Annotated in this window: 18 protein-coding genes; 6 read left to right on the top strand and 12 right to left on the bottom strand. The window is 55.8% G+C overall.

Annotated elements, in window-relative coordinates:
• The first annotated feature begins 119 nt into the window (after positions 1–119).
• Positions 120–446, top strand: a complete 327-nt coding sequence (locus BJP61_RS08105) for an RcnB family protein (protein WP_038861885.1) — start codon at positions 120–122, stop codon at positions 444–446.
• Between the two features lie 345 nt (positions 447–791).
• Complete coding sequence (locus BJP61_RS08100; RefSeq protein WP_171998116.1) at positions 792–2,519, top strand: ABC-F family ATP-binding cassette domain-containing protein; 1,728 nt, start codon at positions 792–794, stop codon at positions 2,517–2,519.
• 77 nt (positions 2,520–2,596) lie between these two features.
• On the opposite strand, the gene BJP61_RS08095 is transcribed toward BJP61_RS08100, so the two are convergent.
• The 5 genes from BJP61_RS08095 to BJP61_RS08075 form a co-directional block, all read right to left on the bottom strand.
• Positions 2,597–3,202: a hypothetical protein gene (locus tag BJP61_RS08095; protein WP_075192825.1), complete on the bottom strand. Its 606-nt coding sequence runs from the start codon at positions 3,200–3,202 to the stop codon at positions 2,597–2,599.
• Positions 3,195–4,187 carry a hypothetical protein gene (locus BJP61_RS08090; protein ID WP_161581351.1) on the bottom strand — a complete coding sequence of 331 codons (993 nt, stop codon included), beginning with the start codon at positions 4,185–4,187 and terminating at the stop codon, positions 3,195–3,197. Before BJP61_RS08090 ends, BJP61_RS08095 begins: the two co-directional genes overlap by 8 nt.
• A 208-nt stretch (positions 4,188–4,395) precedes the next feature.
• Entirely contained in the window at positions 4,396–5,940 is a 1,545-nt protein-coding gene (locus BJP61_RS08085) for a methyl-accepting chemotaxis protein (protein ID WP_038861878.1), read from the bottom strand.
• A 110-nt stretch (positions 5,941–6,050) separates the two neighbouring features.
• The gene (gene btsR, locus BJP61_RS08080; RefSeq protein ID WP_038861875.1) at positions 6,051–6,776 is read right to left on the bottom strand and encodes a two-component system response regulator BtsR; all 726 of its coding nucleotides are present in this window, start codon (positions 6,774–6,776) and stop codon (positions 6,051–6,053) included.
• Positions 6,773–8,458 carry a sensor histidine kinase gene (locus BJP61_RS08075; protein WP_038862343.1) on the bottom strand — a complete coding sequence of 562 codons (1,686 nt, stop codon included), beginning with the start codon at positions 8,456–8,458 and terminating at the stop codon, positions 6,773–6,775. The genes btsR and BJP61_RS08075 overlap by 4 nt, the downstream gene beginning before the upstream one ends.
• Before the next feature lie 114 nt (positions 8,459–8,572).
• Between BJP61_RS08075 and BJP61_RS08070 the strand changes: the two genes are divergently transcribed.
• Complete coding sequence (locus BJP61_RS08070) at positions 8,573–8,998, top strand: GNAT family N-acetyltransferase (protein ID WP_075192821.1); 426 nt, start codon at positions 8,573–8,575, stop codon at positions 8,996–8,998.
• Between the two features lie 52 nt (positions 8,999–9,050).
• Here BJP61_RS08070 and apbC read toward each other — a convergent pair whose 3' ends face one another.
• The 3 genes from apbC to BJP61_RS08055 all read right to left on the bottom strand — a co-directional run bounded on the left by apbC (position 9,051) and on the right by BJP61_RS08055 (position 13,165).
• Positions 9,051–10,160 carry an iron-sulfur cluster carrier protein ApbC gene (gene apbC / locus BJP61_RS08065; protein ID WP_038861870.1) on the bottom strand — a complete coding sequence of 370 codons (1,110 nt, stop codon included), beginning with the start codon at positions 10,158–10,160 and terminating at the stop codon, positions 9,051–9,053.
• Positions 10,161–10,535: 375 nt separating this feature from the next.
• Positions 10,536–11,924, bottom strand: a complete 1,389-nt coding sequence (locus BJP61_RS08060) for a diguanylate cyclase (RefSeq protein WP_171998115.1) — start codon at positions 11,922–11,924, stop codon at positions 10,536–10,538.
• Between the two features lie 23 nt (positions 11,925–11,947).
• The gene (locus tag BJP61_RS08055) at positions 11,948–13,165 is read right to left on the bottom strand and encodes an HD domain-containing phosphohydrolase (protein WP_171998114.1); all 1,218 of its coding nucleotides are present in this window, start codon (positions 13,163–13,165) and stop codon (positions 11,948–11,950) included.
• Between the two features lie 693 nt (positions 13,166–13,858).
• On the opposite strand from BJP61_RS08055, the gene metG reads away from it, so the two are divergent.
• The 3 genes from metG to BJP61_RS08040 all read left to right on the top strand — a co-directional run bounded on the left by metG (position 13,859) and on the right by BJP61_RS08040 (position 16,999).
• Positions 13,859–15,892, top strand: a complete 2,034-nt coding sequence (metG, locus tag BJP61_RS08050) for a methionine--tRNA ligase (RefSeq protein ID WP_075192818.1) — start codon at positions 13,859–13,861, stop codon at positions 15,890–15,892.
• 193 nt (positions 15,893–16,085) lie between these two features.
• The gene (locus BJP61_RS08045) at positions 16,086–16,829 is read left to right on the top strand and encodes a MerR family transcriptional regulator (protein ID WP_038861860.1); all 744 of its coding nucleotides are present in this window, start codon (positions 16,086–16,088) and stop codon (positions 16,827–16,829) included.
• Between the two features lie 59 nt (positions 16,830–16,888).
• On the top strand, positions 16,889–16,999 hold the full coding sequence (locus BJP61_RS08040) for a protein YohO (RefSeq protein WP_032967300.1): 111 nt from the start codon (positions 16,889–16,891) through the stop codon (positions 16,997–16,999).
• On the opposite strand, the gene BJP61_RS08035 is transcribed toward BJP61_RS08040, so the two are convergent.
• From BJP61_RS08035 to BJP61_RS08020, 4 genes are read right to left on the bottom strand one after another with little or no spacing between them, the layout of a single operon-like run.
• Positions 16,977–17,708: an ABC transporter permease gene (locus BJP61_RS08035; protein WP_171998113.1), complete on the bottom strand. Its 732-nt coding sequence runs from the start codon at positions 17,706–17,708 to the stop codon at positions 16,977–16,979. The genes BJP61_RS08040 and BJP61_RS08035 overlap by 23 nt on opposite strands.
• A complete protein-coding gene (locus tag BJP61_RS08030; RefSeq protein WP_161579867.1) occupies positions 17,701–18,642 on the bottom strand; it encodes an ABC transporter ATP-binding protein in 942 nt (313 codons plus the stop codon). Before BJP61_RS08030 ends, BJP61_RS08035 begins: the two co-directional genes overlap by 8 nt.
• Positions 18,635–19,792 (bottom strand): ABC transporter permease, encoded by a 1,158-nt coding sequence (locus BJP61_RS08025; RefSeq protein WP_171998112.1) that lies wholly within the window; start codon positions 19,790–19,792, stop codon positions 18,635–18,637. Before BJP61_RS08025 ends, BJP61_RS08030 begins: the two co-directional genes overlap by 8 nt.
• Before the next feature lie 29 nt (positions 19,793–19,821).
• Positions 19,822–20,730 (bottom strand): ABC transporter substrate-binding protein, encoded by a 909-nt coding sequence (locus BJP61_RS08020; protein ID WP_075192813.1) that lies wholly within the window; start codon positions 20,728–20,730, stop codon positions 19,822–19,824.
• Positions 20,731–20,751: the final 21 nt, after the last annotated feature.

Raw genomic sequence — 20,751 nt, 5'->3', positions numbered from 1 at the left:
CTATCCGCTTCATTTTTTTATACATAATTAGCCTTGCCCCACGGGCGATGGCGCTGGAAGATGGCGGCCTGACGGTAACAGAAATCAACGGGGCGCGGGCCCTGACATGTGGAGAAGGTATGTTGAAAACCAGAATGATCGTAGCGGGAGTGCTGTTGATGTCGGTGGCTTCTGCATTCGCCGCAGACGGTGTAAAACCGAAAACCATTGATGGCTATGAGGTAAAAGAGTTTATCTCCGATTCACGTAAATTCACCATTGGCGACGTGGTGCCGGATCTCTACCGGACCGAACAGTACAACATTAAACAGTGGCAAATTCGCAACCTGCCCGCGCCGGAAGCGGGCACCCACTGGACCTACATGGGCGGCTACTACGTGCTTATCACCGACGCCGAAGGCAAAGTCGTGCGCGCCATGAACGGCGACATTTTTTATCACCGCTAACTCCCCCGCCTGAAACGCTTGCGAGGTTTCAGGCGCTTTTCTCTCCCTCCCGAAATCCAGCGCCCCCCTTAATAACAGGAGTGGCGAAAAAACACGCCGCTCGCTACACTCGCTCTACCTATTAACCTGATGAATATAAAAGGAGGACTCTTATGCTGTGCTGTGAATTGTTTGACTATTCACATCATTTTGGCGATCGCCAGAGCTCAGGCATCACCGGTATCGTGCTGCGATAACTGGCCCCTGAGCGAAGATCCCATCACCTAATCCCTTCCCAGGGCTTACCAGATTATCGTCAGCGATGTTTGACGAGGCGTTTCTGCGCCTGAAAATTCTGGGTAAGCGATGAGCACATTACTGACTGCGCAGTCTCTGCGTATTGAATCTCCGTTCGGTCCGGTGCTGAACTCTGTCTCTTTCACCCTGAAAAAAGGCGACCGTATCGGGCTTATCGGCCATAACGGTTGCGGGAAAAGCACGCTATTAAAAGCGCTGGACGACACGATTTCGCCTGCCGAAGGCGTCGTGACGCGCGCGGCGCGCTGCCTGCTGGCGCGCGTGGAGCAGCATCTGCCCGGGATGCTGCATCATCAGACCCTGCTGGAGGCGCTGCTGGCGCGGCTGCCTGAAACCGAGCGAGAAAGTAACGCCTGGCGGGCGCAGGCGCTGCTGGCAAGCATGGGCTTTGCCGAATCGGCCTGGACGCTGACCGCCAGATCGCTGAGCGGTGGTCAGCATACCCGGCTGTTACTGGCGCGCGCGCTGATTGTCTCGCCCGATCTGCTGTTGCTCGACGAGCCTGGTAACCATCTCGATCTGCCCACCCTGCTGTGGCTGGAGCAGTTCCTGTCGCGCTGGAACGGCAGCTTTATTCTGGTCTCCCATGACAGCGCGCTGCTGGACAGCGTCACCAACCGCACCTGGGTGTTGCGCGACGGCCAGTTGCACACGTTCGATCTCCCCTGCACTGCCGCACGCGCGGCGCTCTCGGCGCGTGACGACAGCGACGCGCTGCGCCGTAAAGCGGAGCAAAAAGAGATAGATCGCGTCACGGCCAGCGCGAAACGGCTGGCCACCTGGGGCCAGGTGTATGACAACGAAGATCTGGCGCGCAAAGCCAAACAGATGGAAAAACAGGTCACGCGTCTGAAGGAGGAGCAAACCGAACTGGCGCAGGGCAGCCGCTGGCAACTGACGCTTGCCGGCGACGCGCTGGCGGCGGATCGTCTGCTGGAAATGGAAAACCTGGCGGTCAGCGCCGCGCCCGGCACACCAACGCTCTTTACCCTGCCGCTTGCGCGTATTAAAAGCGGCGATCGTGTGGCGCTGCTCGGCTATAACGGCTGCGGCAAATCGTCGCTGCTGCGCCTGTTGTGGCGGCAGTGGCAGGCGCAGGCGGCCACACCGGGCGTTACGTTTCATCCGCGCGTGTCGCTCGGGTATTACGACCAGTCGCTGTATCAGTTGCCTGACGACGCCACGCTGCTGGAGGCGCTGTCGCCATTTGCGCCGGAACTGCAAACGCGCAAGCTGGCGCTCATCAGCGCCGGTTTTCCGTGGGCGCGCCACGGGCAGCAGGTAAGGACGCTCAGCGGCGGCGAGCGCTCACGCCTGCTGTTTGTCGGCCTGTCGCTTGCGCGCTATTCGCTGCTGATGCTCGACGAGCCGACCAACCATCTGGATATGGAGGGCAAAGAGGCGCTGGCGCAAACGCTGCAAACCTTTGAGGGCGGGCTGCTGCTGGTGACGCACGACAGGGCACTGCTGGAGGCGAGCTGTAACCGCTTCTGGCTTGTTGAAGATGGCGTTCTCAGCGAGTGGCATAATATGGAGGCGCTGCTGGCGCGACTGCGTAAAGCGCCAGCGGCCACGGAGGCTGCCCCGGCGAATGCAACCCCTGCTCTGGAAACGCCGGAGCCAGAGCACGACACGCATCTGCTGGAGCGGTTAGTCGAGCTGGAAGCGCGGCTCTTCGCCGATCTCGCACGCAAACCGCGTCATCAAAAACCCGCCTTACAGGCGCAGTGGCGTCAGGAGATAGCGCATATCAGCGCCGCGCTGGGGCTGGAATAAACCAAAAAGCCGCCCTCACGGGCGGCTTTTTTTATGTGGCGGTAAGTACTATGACGTTTTCCCTGTCACAGGCTCTGTTACTGCTTTATTTCATTGAACTGATGTGTGTGCAAAGAAGTTTGTTCGCGCAAGATACGATTATGCAGGCCAAGCGCAATCGTTTTAACGAAGGATTCGCTATTAACACAACGGACGCTAAGCGCCATTAATGTTATTCCCGACAGTGACCCGAAAATATTCCAGCGCCCGACATCACCAGGCGAGTGAAGAGATAGCATGACACTAATAAAAAAAATCAGGCTGGCCAGAAGTGCAACAAAAATGAGTCCCAGATAAAGCTGTAACGCGCGTAAATATCCCCTTGCTATCCACATCATTGCTGGAATTATTAGCAGGCAAAATAGTAAGTTAGTTATCAACATACCAATAATAAAGGTGGGTTCTGGCAACGACAGGCTATGCGAAACAGCCACCCAAAAATAAACTTGTGGAATGGCGAAACTTACTACCGACAACGCCATGCTGGAAATTAAGGGAAAACCAAAGCGTTGCCAGCCCATTGGCAAGCTCACTTTTTCTTTAAGTTGCGCCTTAAGTAACTCAAGTGCGTCTGTTCGCCTGGTTTTAAGGCCATTTTCAACAAAACGGCCCAACTCAATGCTTTGTTTTAAATAATTAGACATCCTTGATCCAACGACTCCCTGCCAGTGAAAACGACTGGATAAGACCAATAACAAACTGGCCGGATTTAGGTAAATTTTGCGGATTTCTGATAGTACCGGAAACGGCACTCCCAGCAAAAGCAGAGGCATTATTAAATGCTTTGATTAATTCGTGTTGCAAGCTCTTTTGTAAGGCTTCGGTAGGGTATCGGCTTGGATAAGCACCCGCCTTAATTAACGCTTTAATCCCATCATTAGAAATACCGGGATTTCTATTGCGTATGATCTCAATAGTTATTCGTTTACGTTCATGCCTGCTCAACGTCCTGAGCCAGTCAAGGGCTTTCGCTGAGGAACCTGTTTTCATCGCCATATAGGCTTTTATTGTACTTCTCAGAGCAACGCTTGCTCCAGCAATAGATATTATATCTAACGCTGTCATCGTAGAGGTATACCAATCCTGAGAATCTAACCAGGCAACATTTTCCTCATAACCGTATCCCATCGCGAATAAGCGACCGACACCTACTGCGCACTGGAAACCTGTAGCAACTGTCCCTGCAGTCATAATTCCCGCGATAATACCTGTCGCCCCTGCAGTAAAAGGAATGACGAGCGTTGCACTTACTGCGATAAATGCTGTCGCAACTAACGCTCCACAAGATATTGCCGTAGAAGTTATTTCTGTTGTAAGTGAAGGAGTCTGCAACGTTTTTGTAACTGCTTTTGCCGCATTCTGGGGTGATATATCATTTACTTTAGTAACAATGACATGGCTTACCGTAGTCTGATTTGGCGTCGCGATACGTCGTGAAGGTCTTACAAGCCATTCGCTGATTCCGTTGGAATAGATGATCCCTACGCGGCTAAAATCACGTGTACGATCCAGTTCTTTTGCTAACGCATCAAAATCAAAATCGACTAAACCCGGACCGCCCCATGTTACTGGCTTAGTGAAAGAAGGGAGATTGTCAGGTGATTTCATCCCTGATAAATAATCTGACATGGCTTTTCCTTGCAGGGTTTGTGGTAGTGAAAGGCTATAAATTTATCCCAACAAAAAAATTAAGAATATTCTCAATAAAGGCTATGTGATTCTTTTATGTGAGTTATCTCATAGCTAAAGTTAAACGTCAGCAGGCAGTTATCGTTCCATACGAATAAACCAAAAAGCCGCCCTCACGGGCGGCTTTTTTATGAGACAGAGTGCGAGATCAGGCAGAGAGGCGGAATTTCTGCACGGTGCTTTGCAGTTCTTCGGTCTGGCGCTCCAGCGCAGCCGCGGCGGCGGAAACCTGTTCCACCAGCGAGGCGTTCTGCTGGGTAACGGTATCCATCTGCGTGATGGCAAGGCCCACCTGCGAGATGCCCTTGCTCTGTTCTTCAGAAGCAGAAGCAATCTGCTTAATGATGGTGCTGACGTTGGAGACGCCACGATAGATTTCAGCCATCGAATCGCCCGCCGCGTTCACCAGTTCAGAACCTTTATCAATACGTTCGACCGATTCGGTGATAAGCGTTTCGATTTCACGGGCAGCCTCGGCGCTGCGGCTCGCGAGGTTACGCACTTCGCCCGCCACGACCGCGAAGCCGCGCCCCTGTTCGCCCGCGCGCGCCGCTTCAACGGCGGCGTTGAGCGCCAGAATGTTGGTCTGGAACGCAATGCTGTTGATCACGCTGGTAATGTCAGCAATTTTCTTCGAACTGCCGGAGATCCCCTGCATGGTCTCGATAACGTTCTGCGCCAGCTGGCCGCCTTTACCGGCGTTTTCCGAGGCAGCATGCGCGAGCTCGCTCGCCTGACGCGCGTTTTCCGCATTCAGGCGCACGGTGGAGGTGAGTTCCTCCATGCTGGCGGCGGTCTGCTCCAGCGCGGCGGCCTGTTCTTCGGTACGCGAGGAGAGATCGTTATTGCCGGCGGAGATTTCCGACGCGCCGCGCCAGATATTCTCGCTGCCGTGGCGGATGGCGCTTACGGCTTCACGCAGCTGATCCTGCATCGCGGTCAGCAGCGGCACCAGTTTCCCGACACAGTTGCGACCAAACGGCTCGACGGGCTGGCTGAGATCGCCTCCGGCGATCAGGGTGAAGTGGTTGCGGATTTTCTCAAGCGGTTTGACCAGCAGCGCCACCAGATAACGGTCAGTCAGCAGCAGAAGCAGCAGGCCGATGATAACCGCGATGATAATGACCGTTTTGGTGGTGGCGGTCATGCTGTCGACATTTTCACGCGTGGCGTCAAGCTTGCTGCCTGCCGCGGCGTTGAATTTCTCGGCGCTCGCGCCAAACGCGCGGCTGAAGACCGGGGTCACTTTACCCGCATGGGCGCGGTACGCCTCTGGCGTGCCTTCGCGCGCGAGCTTCATCTGCGGGATCACGCCTTCATCCAGCAGCTTTTGCCAGTCGGCGATCACTTTCTGCGACACGGCAGGATCGAGCGGGCCCGGCGAGAGTTTTTTAAACTGTTCGAGCTGGCGCGTCATGCTGTCGAGCGCCTGCTGGACGGATTCAAGGGCTTTGGCGTCCGGCGCGCCGTTCTCCATTGCGCGGGTTAAGCGGGTGACGAAGCGGAAATACTGATCGTTACCTTTGCTAAGTACGGTCATTTGCGACACCAGCTGGCGGTCCACGCGGTTGCCGTCGGCCATCGCCGAGAGCGAATAGACGCTGTAGACGCCCACGGCCGCCCATAACACGCAGAGTACGCCGAGCACCGTCAGCATGACGGCGCGGATGGAAAAGTCTTTAAGCAGGCCCATCAAGAAATCCTCATTTTTGCCTGGTACGGATATATCCTCCGTTATCGGCAAGCGAGGAAAAAGATGTACAAAACGGCGGTATTTATTTTACCGCCGTGATCAGCCGGTGATTATCCGCGCAATCCGAGCGCTTCTTTGAGCGTTTTGAGATAGCGACGGCTGACCGGCACCGTCTGGCCATGACGCAGCAGCAGCTCCGCCTGGCCGTTCTCTTCCAGCCGGATCTCTTTGAGGTGCGCCATGTTGACCAGATATTGCCGGTGGCAGCGCATCAGCGGTGTGCGGCTCTCCAGCGTGCGCAGCGTCAGTTCGGTAAACCCTTCCTGCCCCTGCCCGCTGGTGACGTACACGCCGCTCATGCGGCTGGCGACAAACGCCACGTCCTCCATTTGCAGCAGATAAATGCGGCTGTGGCCGGTACAGGGGATAAATTTCAGCGCCTCCTGCCGGGCGGTCAGCGGCGACATATCCTGCTCACGCCGCTCGTTGCGCATGCGCGCCAGCGTCTTTTGCAGGCGCGCGGTCTCGATGGGCTTGAGCAGATAATCAAACGCGTGTTCTTCAAATGCCTTTACCGCGTATTCGTCAAACGCGGTGAGAAAGACAATCCACGGGCGGGTGTCAGGGTCGAGCATACCTATCATCTCAAGGCCGGAGATGCGCGGCATCTGGATATCAAGAAACACCACGTCAGGGCGCAGCCGGTGCACCGCGCCGATAGCCTCAACGGCGTTGGCGCACTCGCCCACGACGTCGATATCCGGCTCCTCTTTTAGCAGCAGACGCAGGTTTTCCCGCGCCAGCGGCTCATCATCGACAATCAGCACGCTAATCATGTCGTTCCCTCCAGCGGTAAACGTAAGGTAATTCGGGTAAAGCGGTCCTGCTCACAGGCGACCGAAATGCCGCACCCGTCGCCAAAGCGCGCGCGCAGTCGTTTATCCACCAGGCTCATGCCCAGACCGTTGCTGTCGGCGTTGGGTTGATAGAGCCCGGCGTTGTCTTCTATTTCCAGCACCAGATGCTGCGCGTCGCGGCTTGCGCGCAGGGCGATTTCGCCTGTGCCGAGCAGTTGCGACGTGCCGTGCTTAATGGCGTTTTCCACAATCGGCTGCAAGGTGAATGCCGGCAGTCGGATGTGTCGCAGTTCGTCAGGCAGGCTGAGGCTGACCCGCAAATGCGACTGAAAGCGCGCCTGCTCAATTTTCAGGTACGCGTTAACGTGTTCGATTTCATCAGCCAGCGATACCACATCCGTCGGGCGCTTAAGATTTTTGCGAAAGAACGTCGAGAGATACTGCACCAGCTGGCACGCCTGGTCACTGTCGCGGCGGATCACCGCCATCAGCGTATTGAGGGCGTTAAACAGAAAATGCGGATTGACCTGGGCGTGCAACAGCTTGATTTCTGACTGGGTGAGCAGCTGTTTCTGGCGCTCATACTGCCCCGCCAGAATTTGTGCCGACAGCAGCTGCGCGATCCCCTCCCCCAGCGTGCGGTTGATAGAGCTGAACAGCCGGTTTTTCGGCTCATAGAGCTTAATGGTGCCAACCACTTTGCGGTTTTCGCCGCGCAGCGGGATAACCAGCGTCGAGCCGAGTTTGCAGTTAGGGTGCAGCGTGCAGCGGTACGGCACCTCATTGCCGTCGGCGTACACCACTTCGCCGGACTCAATCGCCCGCAGCGTCCAGGAAGACGAGATGGGGCTGCCTGGCAGATGGTGATCCATGCCGATGCCCGTAAACGCCAGCAGTTGCTCGCGGTCGGTAATGGCGACCGCGCCGATTTCCAGCTCCTGGCGGATCACCTGCGCCACCTTCATGCTGTTTTCGACGTTAAACCCCTGGCGCAAAATCCCTTCGGTGGCGGAGGCGACCTTCAGCGCTCTGGCGGAAAATGCCGTGGTGTATTTCTCAAACATGGCGCGTTTGTCGAGCAGGATGCGCATAAACATCGCGGCCCCGACGGTATTCGTCACCACCATCGGCGCGGCGATATTTTGCACCAGATGCAGCGCCTCGCTGAACGGGCGCGCGATAAGCAAAATGATGCCCATCTGGACAATCTCCGCCACCAGCGTGATAGCGCCTGCGGTGAACGGGTTGAAGATTTTATCGGTGCGTCCGCGGCGAATCAGCCAGCTGTGAACGATACCGCCCAGTAGCCCTTCGACAATCGTCGAGACCATGCAGCTTAACGCGGTCATCCCGCCGAGCGAATAACGGTGCAGCCCGCCAGTGAGCCCCACCAGACCGCCCACCAGCGGGCCGCCGAGCAATCCGCCCATCACGGCGCCGATGGCACGGGTATTGGCGATGGAATCCTGAATATGCAGCCCGAACCAGGTGCCCATGATGCAGAAAATGGAAAAAACCACGTAGCACAGAAATTTATGCGGCAGGCGAACCGTCACCTGCATCAGCGGAATAAACAGCCGCGTTTTGCTCATCAGCCAGGCGATCACGAGGAACACGCACATCTGCTGGAGCAGCAATAACACCAGATTAAATTCGTACACGGCCACGCTCCGGTCCTGCGATTAAGAGCGCGTAAAATACGCTGCTGTGCCATAACTTTCTATGAAGAAAACCAAAAAACCGTGAGTGAGCGTCGTTTATTAAGGAGGCAGCGCGTGAACATCAGACCCTGGCAGGAGAGCGATCGTCCTTTCCTGCGCACGATTTATTTACACGCCCGACGCGAGGGCTGGCCGTGGCTCGACGGCAGCGAATGGCGGCTGGAGGATTTCGACGCCGACACGCTGGGCGAAACCATACTGGTGGCGGAGGAGGACGGCCACCGGCTCGGGTTTGCGTCGCTCGCCGGGAATGATAATTTTCTGCACCATCTGTTTGTAGCGCCTGAAGCGCAGGGCAAAGGCGTCGGCGCGGCGCTGCTTGCGGCTGTACAGGCGCGCTTTACCAGCACCGGCGCGCTGAAATGTATGGTGAAAAATACGCGCGCGCTGCGCTTTTATGAGCGTCGCGGCTGGGTGCGGGAGGCGAGCGGCGAAGCGCCGGAAGGCGCGTACGAACTGCTGCATTTTCGCCAATCCTGACCCATAAAAAACGCCTCCCGAAGGAGGCGTTTTTCAGGCAGGTTATCGCCCTTTACACCGCGCGAAACGCGATGTCGCCGGGGATCACCTCGCCCTGCCAGTAGAGCTGCGCCGCCACACGGCCCGCCAGCTGGCGGTAAAGGGTGGTGAATTCGCTCTCGGGGCGGGAGACAACGGTCGGCTGACCGCGGTCGAGATCTTCGCGCAGAGTAATATGCAGCGGCATCTGACCCAGCAGTTGGGTGCGGTAGGTTTCCGCGAGTTTTTCCGCGCCGCCGGTGCCGAAGATAGGCTCATGGTGGCCGCAGTTGCTGCAAATGTGCATGCTCATGTTCTCAACAATACCGAGTACCGGCACGTCCACTTTCTCAAACATCACGATGCCTTTTTTGGCGTCGATAAGCGCAATATCCTGCGGCGTGGTCACGACCACCGCGCCGGTTACCGGGATATTCTGGGCGAGCGTTAACTGAATGTCGCCAGTGCCTGGCGGCATATCCAGCACCAGATAATCGAGATCCGGCCACATCGTTTCCTGCAACAGTTGCAGCAGCGCTTTACTCGCCATCGGGCCGCGCCACACCATCGCATTATCGTCCGTCACCAGATAGCCAATGGAGTTAGTGGCAAGCCCGTGAGACATAATCGGGGCCATATGCGTGCCGTCCGGCGACGTCGGGCGCTCGCCTTCCGCGCCCAGCATCGTCGGCACTGACGGGCCATAGATGTCAGCATCGAGAATACCCACTTTGGCCCCTTCGGCCGCCAGCGCCAGCGCCAGGTTAACGGCGGTGGACGATTTCCCCACCCCGCCCTTGCCGGAGCTTATCGCGATGATGTTTTTCACGCCGTTAACGCCCGGCTGATTTTTCACGCGTTTTAAAGTGGCGATACTGTGCGAGAGCTTCCAGTCGATAGCGCTGGCGCCGGTGAGGCGTAGCAGCTCGGCGCTCACCTGCTCTTTAAGCTCTTCAAACCCGCTGCGCCAGGCAAACGGCATTTGCAGCTCGATATGGATAGTGTCATCAAGCCAGGCGACATGATGCAGCGCTTTTAGCGCCGTCAGATTGTGCTTCAGGGTTGGGTGCTGGAAATTGGCCAGCGTCCCGGCGACCAGCGCGCGCAGCGCCTCGGGGGATTTGGCCTGGGATTGCGAATTCATCCCGACTCCTTTGTTGTTCTGATGTTAAAAAATTGCAGTCATAGAATCATAACAGAGTCGCGGGGAGTAAGACGATATTAAACGGCGCGACGGCGTTGGCCTCCCGTGCGCTATAAGCAGACCGGTATATGCCTGCCGGCACGGCGGAGAAAGGCTGACGCGTATTTTACGTCTCGCCGCAGGATGTGATCCGCGCATCCGTAATGCAAGAACCACGCTGGCGCCTTAACCCGAGGCAGCATAATGCTTACGATGCCGGCGGCGATGTGCCGGGCGACTGTAACGAAATACCATAGAGCCAGCCTTTACGGTGTCGTTACTCATAACAGGGCCCCTTTACGAAAGAACCCTGTTTTTTAATGGACGGTTTTAGCGTCAATTCCTCTGAGAGCGGCTCTTCAGTTTTTGCGCATAAAGCGCTTTATCTGCTTTGTATAGCGCGGTGTGCAGATCGTCCGTAAATTCAGCCACGCCAAAAGAGATCGATAACGGCAAAGTCAGATCGCCAAAAACCAGGGGATTAACTTTAAGTTTTGAACATATTCTTTCCGCCATTTTCCGCGCATGGATTTTTTCATTCGTACACAGCACGATAAATTCATCGCCGCCGTAGCGAACGACGACATCTTCATGTCTGACGTTACTTGAAATTATGCTGGCGATATGCGTTAAAGCCGCATCGCCCACCAGATGTCCGTGAGTGTCATTTATTACTTTAAATTCATCACAATCAAAAATGACGAGGCTATTATAATCCTTACCGGACAGATGCGGGATGATCTGACGGTTATAGACCTGCGTTAATGAATCTATGACGGCATGTTTCTGCGTGTTCAGAAAAAGATTTATTGCTTTTATAACCGCAGTAATAATAATTGAAAAAGCGAGCAAAACCGCCAAGAACGTTTTTATATTTTCTTTAATAAAAGCGTAGAGATCAACCTTTGCTTCCAGAATGAAAATTTCCGCAAGCGGTTGACGAAGTACGTTCAATGATAATGCATGAACATCGCAATGCTTCGTGGCGCACAAGCGGCCAGGCCGATCGTGTGAGATATTATTAGCGGTAACGCTGACCCATTCCGGGGCAGGATTCCTGCTAAATACATGCTGCTGCAGTTCTTCCTCACTGATGTCCGTGTACATCACGCCAATCACTTCCCGGGTATAAGAGTTAGTGACAGGCGTTGCAATTGTCATCACCAGATTTTTACTGACCGAGTCACGATAAATCTCATTGAATTCAAGGTGATTATCCCAAAAATCTAAAATGTCTTTTTTCCTTTTCTCATAGGAAAGAAATCGTGCAAAATTACCCGTGAGACTAATGACGTCGCTGTACATCGCAGGCTGTAATTTATTATATTTTTTGCCATTGAAAAAATAAACAAAACCATATTCTGGCGACGAGTAATATCTGTTTTGCAGCGTTTTTTTGGAAAGATAATTTTCAACAAAAGTCACAGCATTTATTTTACTGCAAGATTGCGCGTTAAAGTTACGGTTGGTATAAAGCGCGCCTAAAAGATCTTTTGATTCGCAGTGTTTATTCATATGCGACATCGTAGAGGTTGAAATCATCGACGCAATACTGTCATTGATCGCCTGCTCACGTAACAGAATTTCCGTGACGGATTCAATGGTATTGTTACACACTTCGCGTATGTGGTTGAATGTAATTGCCACCAGAATCATTAATGAAATAAACGCAAAAAAGAGAGTGCCGACCAGGTATCGTTTATTTTTTCTTTTGTTAACAAGCATTGAAATTTTCATACAACCAATTTTTATTTAGCGATTTCGTAGCACTCTTTAGCATTTTCTTCGAAAACGCTAAAGGTTCTTGAGCATATTTTTCCATTTGCACATTCTGTCCGTATAATTGATAAAACTTTATCGAGAGGAAGCGCCTCACGATACGTTCTTTTTTGGCATAGCGCCTGAAAAATATCTGCTATCGCCATTATCCTGCTGGGTAATGAGAGCTGTTCTCCTCTTTTTTTCATGGGATAGCCTGAGCCGTCAATACGTTCATGATGCTCCGCGGCCCAGTCAACCACACTTTCATCAATAATTATGCTACGCAGGATGCCGCGTGTGTCCGTGACGTGACGCTGAATAGTCCTGTATTCGCCCGGCGTGAGTTTCCCACATTTATTCAGTATGCCATCGGCAGTATTGATTTTCCCGAGATCGTGCAATAAGCCAGCAAGATATAATCGGTTGCAGGTTCTTTCATCAAGGTACATCTTCTTACCAATAAAGCTCGCTAACTCGCCGACTTTGAGTGAGTGATGATAGGTAAGAGGGTTTTTCATATCCACAATGGTGGAGAGCAGGCGCGCTAAACTTAGCGTATGCTCATCATTCATGACAGGTAATGATTTATCAAAATTAATCGTCCTGATCATCCCTTCAATATAATCAGCACGCAGATAAAACCAAAAATCATCCAGTTCAGTTAATTTCCTGAGTTCATCCATTAAGCCCGGATAGAATTTTTCAGGGCGCGTGCTTATTGCGAACTCATCAAATAATGAACTCGCTTGCAATGCAGAGCTTCGCTCATTTTCTAATTTTTCATACAAGCGTGATTTATGCAAAAACAGATCGAAATCGTTACTTATCTTCAAAACAGAAGAAATTAAAATATCCTCCTGTGAAATAGCTAACGCTTTCAAAAGATCATAATCATAAAACCGATAACGCGTCGGCGTTGAAAAACTCTCGAAGACCGAGCAATCGCTCAGTTCTACGCGTTGTATGTTAATGAGCGACGGATTTTCCTCGTCCTGCGCTTTTTTATTGTCCCTGGCAGGCGTGGTGTAACCCTGTAACAAGCCACAGATCAAAGCCCGCAGGCAAAAAGCATTACTTTTCTCCATCATTAACGACAGACGATAAGCAATGTACGACGCGTAGACTCCATTAAAAATTAAATTATTTCTAAACCTCTCCTTAGTTCTACATAGAAATATCAATGTATTACCAATATTAAAAACCATTTCTCCTCCTCAATATGGGCCAATCATAAATATTACCTCCTTTTCAAATTCCAAAAACAGAACCAAATCAAAGAAATCTCGAATGCGTCAGCAGATAAACGTTATCAATAATGCGTAATTGCTTATGCATGTAAATAACGTGTGATACATCTGTGTAAAAATGGACTTGATATTATTCCGACGTTGATGAGTTTATAAATAAATGTGGAGAAAAAGTGTTTCGCTCTATTTAACGCCGAGACATTATAACTAATCGCTAGTAATTATCATTCCATTTTTGTTTCTGCTTTTTGCAAATGTGCCAGCATGCTTTCTGTTCAGCTGTAAGAATGTTCGCACGATAATAAATAACCCAACGCACTCTTTTTCGCTCGCGGTAAGCCGCCTGCCACCGTTTAACGGGCTGACGGTAACGCGCTGTGCCAAAAAGAGTGAGCCACTGAACCAGACACAGCGGCGGGCACCCGTGTCCGATGAGCGAGTATGGTGACGCCGCCACACCAAAATCGTCTTACCCGCGCTCAACCCGCTCTTCGCCAGCCGCCAGCCCTGAATGGATGGCCGCGCACGGCATCGCCGCAGGTCGCTCTTTCCTCTGCTTTTTTGCGCGCTTTTGCCGCGGCGCGGTACTCAACGCGGGTTGATTCGGTTACTATGACTGCCCCATTTGCCACAGAAGACGTAATACTCACTATGACTCAAGTCGCGAAGAAAATTCTGGTAACGTGCGCGCTGCCGTACGCCAACGGCTCCATCCACCTCGGCCATATGCTGGAGCACATCCAGGCTGATGTCTGGGTCCGTTACCAGCGAATGCGCGGCCACGAGGTTAATTTCATCTGCGCCGACGACGCCCACGGCACGCCCATCATGCTCAAGGCCCAGCAACTCGGCATCACGCCGGAGCAGATGATTGCCGAGATGAGCAAAGAGCATCAGACCGATTTTGCAGGCTTTAACATCAGCTACGACAATTATCACTCAACCCACAGCGATGAAAACCGCGTGCTGTCGGAGCTTATCTACACCCGCCTGAAAGAAAACGGCTTTATTAAAAATCGCACCATTTCGCAGCTCTACGATCCGGAAAAAGGCATGTTCCTGCCGGACCGTTTTGTGAAAGGCACCTGCCCGAAATGCAAATCCCCGGATCAGTACGGCGATAACTGTGAAGTCTGCGGCGCGACCTACAGCCCGACCGAGCTTATCGAGCCGAAATCCGTGGTGTCCGGCGCCACGCCGGTGATGCGCGATTCCGAGCACTTCTTCTTCGATCTGCCGTCGTTTAGCGAAATGCTGCAAGCGTGGACCCGTTCCGGCGCGCTCCAGGAGCAGGTGGCGAACAAAATGCAGGAGTGGTTTGAATCCGGCCTGCAGCAGTGGGACATCTCCCGCGACGCGCCTTACTTCGGCTTTGAAATCCCGAACGCGCCGGGCAAATATTTCTACGTCTGGCTGGATGCACCAATTGGCTATATGGGTTCGTTCAAAAACCTGTGCGACAAGCGCGGCGACACCGAAAGCTTTGACGAATACTGGAAGAAAGACTCCGACGCCGAGCTGTATCACTTTATCGGTAAAGATATCGTCTACTTCCACAGCCTGTTCTGGCCGGCAATGCTGGAAGGCAGCGGTTTTCGCAAGCCGACCAACCTGTTTGTCCACGGCTACGTGACGGTCAACGGCGCGAAGATGTCCAAATCGCGCGGCACCTTTATTAAAGCCAGCACCTGGCTGAACCATTTCGACGCTGACAGCCTGCGTTACTACTACGCGGCGAAGCTCTCCTCGCGCATCGACGATATCGACCTGAACCTGGAAGATTTCGTGCAGCGCGTGAATGCCGACATTGTTAACAAAGTGGTAAACCTGGCGTCGCGCAACGCAGGCTTTATCGCCAAACGCTTTGACGGCGAGCTGGCGGCGGAACTCGCCGACCCGGCGCTCTACAAAACCTTTACCGACGCGGCGGTCGTCATTGGCAACGCGTGGGAGAGCCGCGAGTTTGGTAAGGCCATTCGCGAAATCATGGCGCTTGCCGATCTCGCTAACCGCTATGTCGACGAACAGGCGCCGTGGGTCGTGGCGAAGCAGGAAGGTCGAGATGCCGACCTGCAGGCGATCTGCTCCATGGGCATTAACCTGTTCCGCGTGCTGATGACCTGGCTGAAACCGGTGCTGCCGGAGCTGTGCGAGCGCGCCGAGGCGTTCCTGAATACCGGGCTGACCTGGGACGGCATCAACGCCCCGCTGCTCGGCCATAAAGTGAATAGCTTTAAGGCGCTGTATAACCGTATCGAAATGAAACAGGTGGAAGCGCTAGTGGAAGCGTCAAAAGAAGAAGTGAAAGCCGCGGCCGCGCCGGCGACCGGCGAACTGGCAGACAACCCTATTCAGGACACCATCACGTTTGACGATTTCGCGAAAATCGACCTGCGCGTGGCGCTTATCGAAAATGCGGAATTTGTGGAAGGCTCCGACAAGCTGCTGCGCCTGACGCTGGATCTTGACGGCGAAAAACGCAACGTCTTCTCCGGCATCCGCTCCGCTTACCCGGACCCGCAGGCGCTGATTGGCCGCCTGACGGTGATGGTGGCGAATCTCGCGCCGCGTAAAATGCGCTTCGGCATCTCCGAAGGGATGGTGATGGCTGCGGGCCCAGGCGGGAAAGATATCTTCCTGTTAAGCCCGGACAGCGGCGCCAAACCGGGGCAGCAGGTGAAATAATTCACCACACCGACGCGCTGCAGGCGTCATAAATAAAGGGGGGATGCACATCTCCCCTTTTTTCGTGCCATGCCCCGTCGTTGAGCATGTCCGATTGCCGTTTTACCCGTAACCGGTCTGGTCTAAACTCTTTTTCCCGGTTCGTGCAACACCTACTACATTTAACGGGTACGATCCCAGGAAGAGAACCAGTATGGCGCTATATACGATTGGCGAAGTCGCCGATCTTTGCGAAGTAAACCCGGTGACGCTGCGCGCATGGCAGCGGCGCTACGGGCTGCTCAAACCCGTGCGCACCGACGGCGGTCACCGCCTGTTCAGCGAGGCGGATATCGACCGCATCCGCGAAATCAAACACTGGATTGAGCAAGGCGTCCAGGTCAGTAAAGTTAAAACGCTGCTTAGCAGCGACAGCGCGGATGAGCCGGAAGGCTGGCGCGAGCGTCAGGAGATGCTGCTTGCGAAACTACGCAGCGGTAACGTCGGCCAGGTCAGAAACTGGGTAAGCGAGCTTGGGCGCGACTACCCGGCCCCGATGCTGGTGCATCATCTCTATACCCCGCTGCGCCGCCGGATGCAGTTGCAGCATGCCACTTTGCATGCGTTGTTAAGTTTACTCGACGGCATTCTGATTAATTATGTTGCGTTCTGCCTGCAATCCGCGTGGAAAAAGCCCGGCAACGACGCGCTGGTGGTCGGCTGGGGGCATCAGGATGCCACGCGACTGTGGCTGGAGGCCTGGCTGGCGGTGCAAAAAGGCTGGCGGGTGGATGTGCTGGCGCAGCCGCTGGTGCAGTTGCGCCCCGAGCTGTTCCCCGGTAAAACGCTGCTGGTATGGTGCGGCGAGCCGCCCGCGCCGCGTCAGCTTGAGCAGATCGCCGCCTGGCGCCAGCAGGGCCATGCGATCTTTTCGCTCCATGAACCTGACACCATTTAAAGGTTCATTAACAGTCGCGCTTCACCGTATAATTACGCGGTTAACATAAGGAGCACAGCATGAAATTAGTCCGAATCAGCCTGATAACCGGCATGGTCCTGATGGCCATCGGCGGTATCGGCGGCGTAATGCTCGCAGGCTACACCGTTATCCTGCATTCCGGTTCATAACCCGCGCCAGGCGCTCGAAGAGTCTGTCTACCAGAATCGCCGCCAGCGCCACCAGCACCGCCCCCTGAATCACATACGCCGTGTTAAAGCCGCTCAGGCCAATGATAATTGGAGTGCCGAGCGTGCTGGCGCCGACGGTAGACGCGATCGTGGCGGTGCCGATATTAATAATCACCGACGTGCGGATCCCGGCCAGCATCACGCCAGATGCCAGCGGTAGTTCCACCTTGCGTAAGATCTGCCCGCGGCTCATGCCGACGCCGCGCGCCACCTCTTTGACATCTTCCGGTACTGCGCTGAGCCCCGCGAGGGTGCCCTGCAACACCGGCAAAAGGCCGTAGAGGATCAGCGCGACGATGGCGGGTTCGCGGCCAAACCCCATCACCGGCACCGCAATCGCCAGCACAGCCACCGGCGGAAACGTCTGTCCGGCGGCGGCAAGCGTCTGGGCGAGCGCGCGAAACTCGCGTCCCCACGGGCGCGTCACCGCAATGCCCACGGCGACGCCGCAGGCGACCGACACCGCGCCTGAAACTACCACTAACCCCAGATGCGAGAGCGTCAGCGCCACAAAGCTCTCCTGCAGGTAGACCGGGCGTGACAGCCCCGGAAACAGCCAGTGGAACAGCCCTTCGCTGTGCGGCATCGCCAGCAGCAGCGCGATAAACGCAAGCGTCAGCCAGAGCAGCGGATCGCGCAGTCTATTCACCCCGCGCCTCCCGCTGATTGACCAGATGGCGAAAGCGCAGCACGCCGCGGTGCGCGCCCTGCGCGTCCACCACCGACAGCGCCTCGCACTGGCGTTCGACAAACAGCGACATCGCCTCGCGAAGCGTTAAGGTTTCGGCCACCGGCTCGCCTTCGCCTGTCCCCGGCTCGATAAACTCCGCGACCTGTTTGAGCGACAACAGCCGCACGCCAAGCTCGCTGCGCCCGAAAAAATCACGCACAAAATCGTTACGCGGCGCGGTCAGCAGCGAGAGCGGCGTGCCCTGCTGCACCACTTCACCGTTATCCATAAGCACCAGATGCTGCGCAAGGCTCAGCGCCTCGTCGATGTCGTGCGTCACCAGCACGATGGTGCGCCCGAGCAACTGATGAATACGGCGCATTTCCTGTTGCAGCGCGGTGCGGGTCACCGGGTCGAGCGCGCCGAACGGCTCATCCATCAGCAACACTTCCGGATCGGCCGCCAGCGCGCGCGCCACGCCGACGCGCTGCTGCTGCCCGCCGGAGAGCTGGTGCGGGTAGCGGTCGCGAAACGCCTCAGGCGCCAGCCCAAGCAGCGTGAGCAGTTCATCCACACGCGCCTGAATGCGCGCCTTCGGCCACTTCAGCAGTTGCGGCACGGTGGCGATATTCTGCGCCACCGTCCAGTGCGGAAACAGCCCGACCGACTGAATGGCATAGCCCATGCGCCGACGCAGCGCCTCCGGAGAAAAACGGCGGATCTCCTCGCCCGCAAAGCGGATCTCACCCGCGTCGTGCTCCACCAGGCGGTTAATCATCTTCAGCGTGGTGGACTTGCCGGAGCCCGAAGTGCCGATAAGCACCGAGAACGCGCCCTCCGCAAACGTCAGGCTGATATCCTTTACCGCAGCACTGCCGTCATAAAATTTACTGACCTGCTGAAATTCAATCATCTCGTTTCGCCTCCAGCGCCCCGATAACCAAGGTAAACAACGCATCCAGCACTACGGCCAGCGCTACCACGGGAATCACGCCGAGCAGCACCAGATCGAGCGCGCTGCTGAGCAACCCCTGAAACACCAGCGCGCCAAAGCCGCCTGCGCCGATAAGCGCGGCGACCACCGCCATGCCCACCGTCTGCACCGCCACGACCCGCAGACTGCGCAGCCACACCGGCAGCGCCAGCGGCGTTTCGACATGCCAGAAACGCTGACGCGCGGACATCCCCATGCCTTTCGCGCTCTCCAGGACCGGCGCGGGCACCTGGCCAAGCCCGGCCACCACGCCGCGCACCAGCGGCAGCAGCGCATAGAGCGTGAGCGCAATCAGCGCAGGCGCCATGCCGGTGCCGGAAACGCCCATCGCGCCAAGCGTCGGAAATTCCCGCGCCAGCCCGGCGAGTGGCGCCATCAGCAGGCCAAAGAGCGCGACCGACGGCACTGTCTGAATAATATTGAGCGCCGCAAACAGGCCCGGCTGCCAGCGCGGACGGCGATGGCAGAGGATCCCGAGCGGCAGGCCAATTATGAGCGCCGCCAGGAGCGTACTGAACAGCAGCGTCAGATGGCGCGCCGTGGCGTCATCAAACACCGTCTGGCGGTTGGCGTATTCTTTGAGAAGCGACAACGCGTCGAAGTGTCCGCTCATCAGCAGCCACAGCGGCGCTATCCAGATCTGCGCGTGCAGCAGCCAGCGCCAGAGGGGCTTACGCGTCAGCCGGCCGATAGCGTCGCTCGCGGCAAGGAGCGCGACGGCCAGCATCAGCCACAGCCCGCTGCCGGGCGACGTGCGCGCAAGGCGGCTGCCCGTCTGGGCAAGCTGCGTCGCCTCCGCGCCCGTGACGTAAAGCAGCGCGATAAACAACCCCTGCGCGCAAATGAGCGCGAGCCACGCCCCTGGCTTTCCGGGAACGCAGGCGAGCAGAAAAAGCAAAAGCGGCAACGCCCAGAGCGCGGGCGCGACGGTGGGAAACAGCGCAGTGAGGCCGAGCGGCGCGCCGGAGACCAGGCGGTTCGGCGCGTGATTTAAAAAGGGCAACAGCGCGGCGGCGGCAAGCAGCGCCGCCAGCAGCACCAGCACCCGGTTATGGCATCTAATCGACAAAACGGTTCCTGCAGGCGAGCGCCGGAGCGCTATTTCACCAGTCCTTTTTCTTTCAGCCACTGCGACGCCACTTTACCGGCATCCAGTCCTTCAACCGCAATCTGGCCGTTCAGCGTTTGCAGCGTTTTCTCATCCAGCGCTTTAAAGACCGGCTCAAACCACTGCGGCATGTCCGGGTACGCCTTCAGCACCGCCTCGCGTACCACCGGCGCTGGCGCGTAGACCGGCTGAACGCCTTTCGGGTCTGTGAGCGTTTGCAGGCCGAGCGCGGCGACCGGTCCGTCGGTGCCATACGCCATCGCGGCATTCACGCCGGAGGTTTGCTGGGCCGCCGCTTTGATAGTTACCGCAGTATCGCCGCCCGCAAGCGACAGCAGCTGGTTCTGGTTGAGTTTAAAGTCGTAGGCTTTTTCAAATGCCGGCAGCGCGTCGGCGCGCTCGATAAATTCCGCCGAGGCGGCAAGCTTAAACGTACCGCCCGCTTTCAGATAACGGCTGAGATCGGCAAGCGAGGTCAGTTTGTTCTTCTGCGCCAGATCCTGACGCACCGCGATGGTCCAGGTGTTGTTCGCCGCCGCAGGCGTCAGCCAGACCAGCTTGTTCTGCTCAGCGTCGAGCTTTTTCACTTTCTCGTAGCCCTGCTGCGCGTTTTTCCAGGCCGGATCGTTTTCCTGTTTAAAGAAGAACGCGCCGTTGCCGGTGTATTCCGGGTAGATATCCAGCTCGCCGGAGGTAATGGCTCCGCGCACCACTGGCGTGGTGCCAAGCTGCACTTTGTTGACCGTTTTCACGCCGTGGCTTTCCAGCACCTGCAAAATAATGTTGCCGAGCAGCGCGCCTTCAGTGTCGATTTTCGAACCCACTTTCACCGGCTCGGCCGCCTGCGCGCCTGCCGCCAGCAGCAACAGACCTGCCGCGCTCCACTGTTTCAGCGTCATGATTTTCCTCTTTTATCCGCT

The organism is Cronobacter sp. JZ38 (assembly GCF_008932145.1).
In the GTDB taxonomy this organism is placed as follows: domain Bacteria; phylum Pseudomonadota; class Gammaproteobacteria; order Enterobacterales; family Enterobacteriaceae; genus Cronobacter; species Cronobacter muytjensii.
The sequence above is the reverse complement of the archived record's forward strand: the minus strand, read 5'-3'. Positions and strand labels throughout refer to the sequence as shown.

Coding starts and splice junctions, on each gene's coding strand:
- BJP61_RS08020 (WP_075192813.1), bottom strand. CDS start 20,730: ATGACGCTGAAACAGTGGAGCGCGGCAGGTCTGTTGCTGCTGGCGGCA.
- BJP61_RS08060 (WP_171998115.1), bottom strand. CDS start 11,924: ATGCTTGTTAACAAAAGAAAAAATAAACGATACCTGGTCGGCACTCTC.
- BJP61_RS08055 (WP_171998114.1), bottom strand. CDS start 13,165: ATGGTTTTTAATATTGGTAATACATTGATATTTCTATGTAGAACTAAG.
- BJP61_RS08085 (WP_038861878.1), bottom strand. CDS start 5,940: ATGGGCCTGCTTAAAGACTTTTCCATCCGCGCCGTCATGCTGACGGTG.
- BJP61_RS08105 (WP_038861885.1), top strand. CDS start 120: ATGTTGAAAACCAGAATGATCGTAGCGGGAGTGCTGTTGATGTCGGTG.
- BJP61_RS08095 (WP_075192825.1), bottom strand. CDS start 3,202: ATGTCTAATTATTTAAAACAAAGCATTGAGTTGGGCCGTTTTGTTGAA.
- BJP61_RS08045 (WP_038861860.1), top strand. CDS start 16,086: ATGGCGCTATATACGATTGGCGAAGTCGCCGATCTTTGCGAAGTAAAC.
- BJP61_RS08100 (WP_171998116.1), top strand. CDS start 792: ATGAGCACATTACTGACTGCGCAGTCTCTGCGTATTGAATCTCCGTTC.
- BJP61_RS08090 (WP_161581351.1), bottom strand. CDS start 4,187: ATGTCAGATTATTTATCAGGGATGAAATCACCTGACAATCTCCCTTCT.
- BJP61_RS08030 (WP_161579867.1), bottom strand. CDS start 18,642: ATGATTGAATTTCAGCAGGTCAGTAAATTTTATGACGGCAGTGCTGCG.
- apbC (WP_038861870.1), bottom strand. CDS start 10,160: ATGAATTCGCAATCCCAGGCCAAATCCCCCGAGGCGCTGCGCGCGCTG.
- metG (WP_075192818.1), top strand. CDS start 13,859: ATGACTCAAGTCGCGAAGAAAATTCTGGTAACGTGCGCGCTGCCGTAC.
- btsR (WP_038861875.1), bottom strand. CDS start 6,776: ATGATTAGCGTGCTGATTGTCGATGATGAGCCGCTGGCGCGGGAAAAC.
- BJP61_RS08040 (WP_032967300.1), top strand. CDS start 16,889: ATGAAATTAGTCCGAATCAGCCTGATAACCGGCATGGTCCTGATGGCC.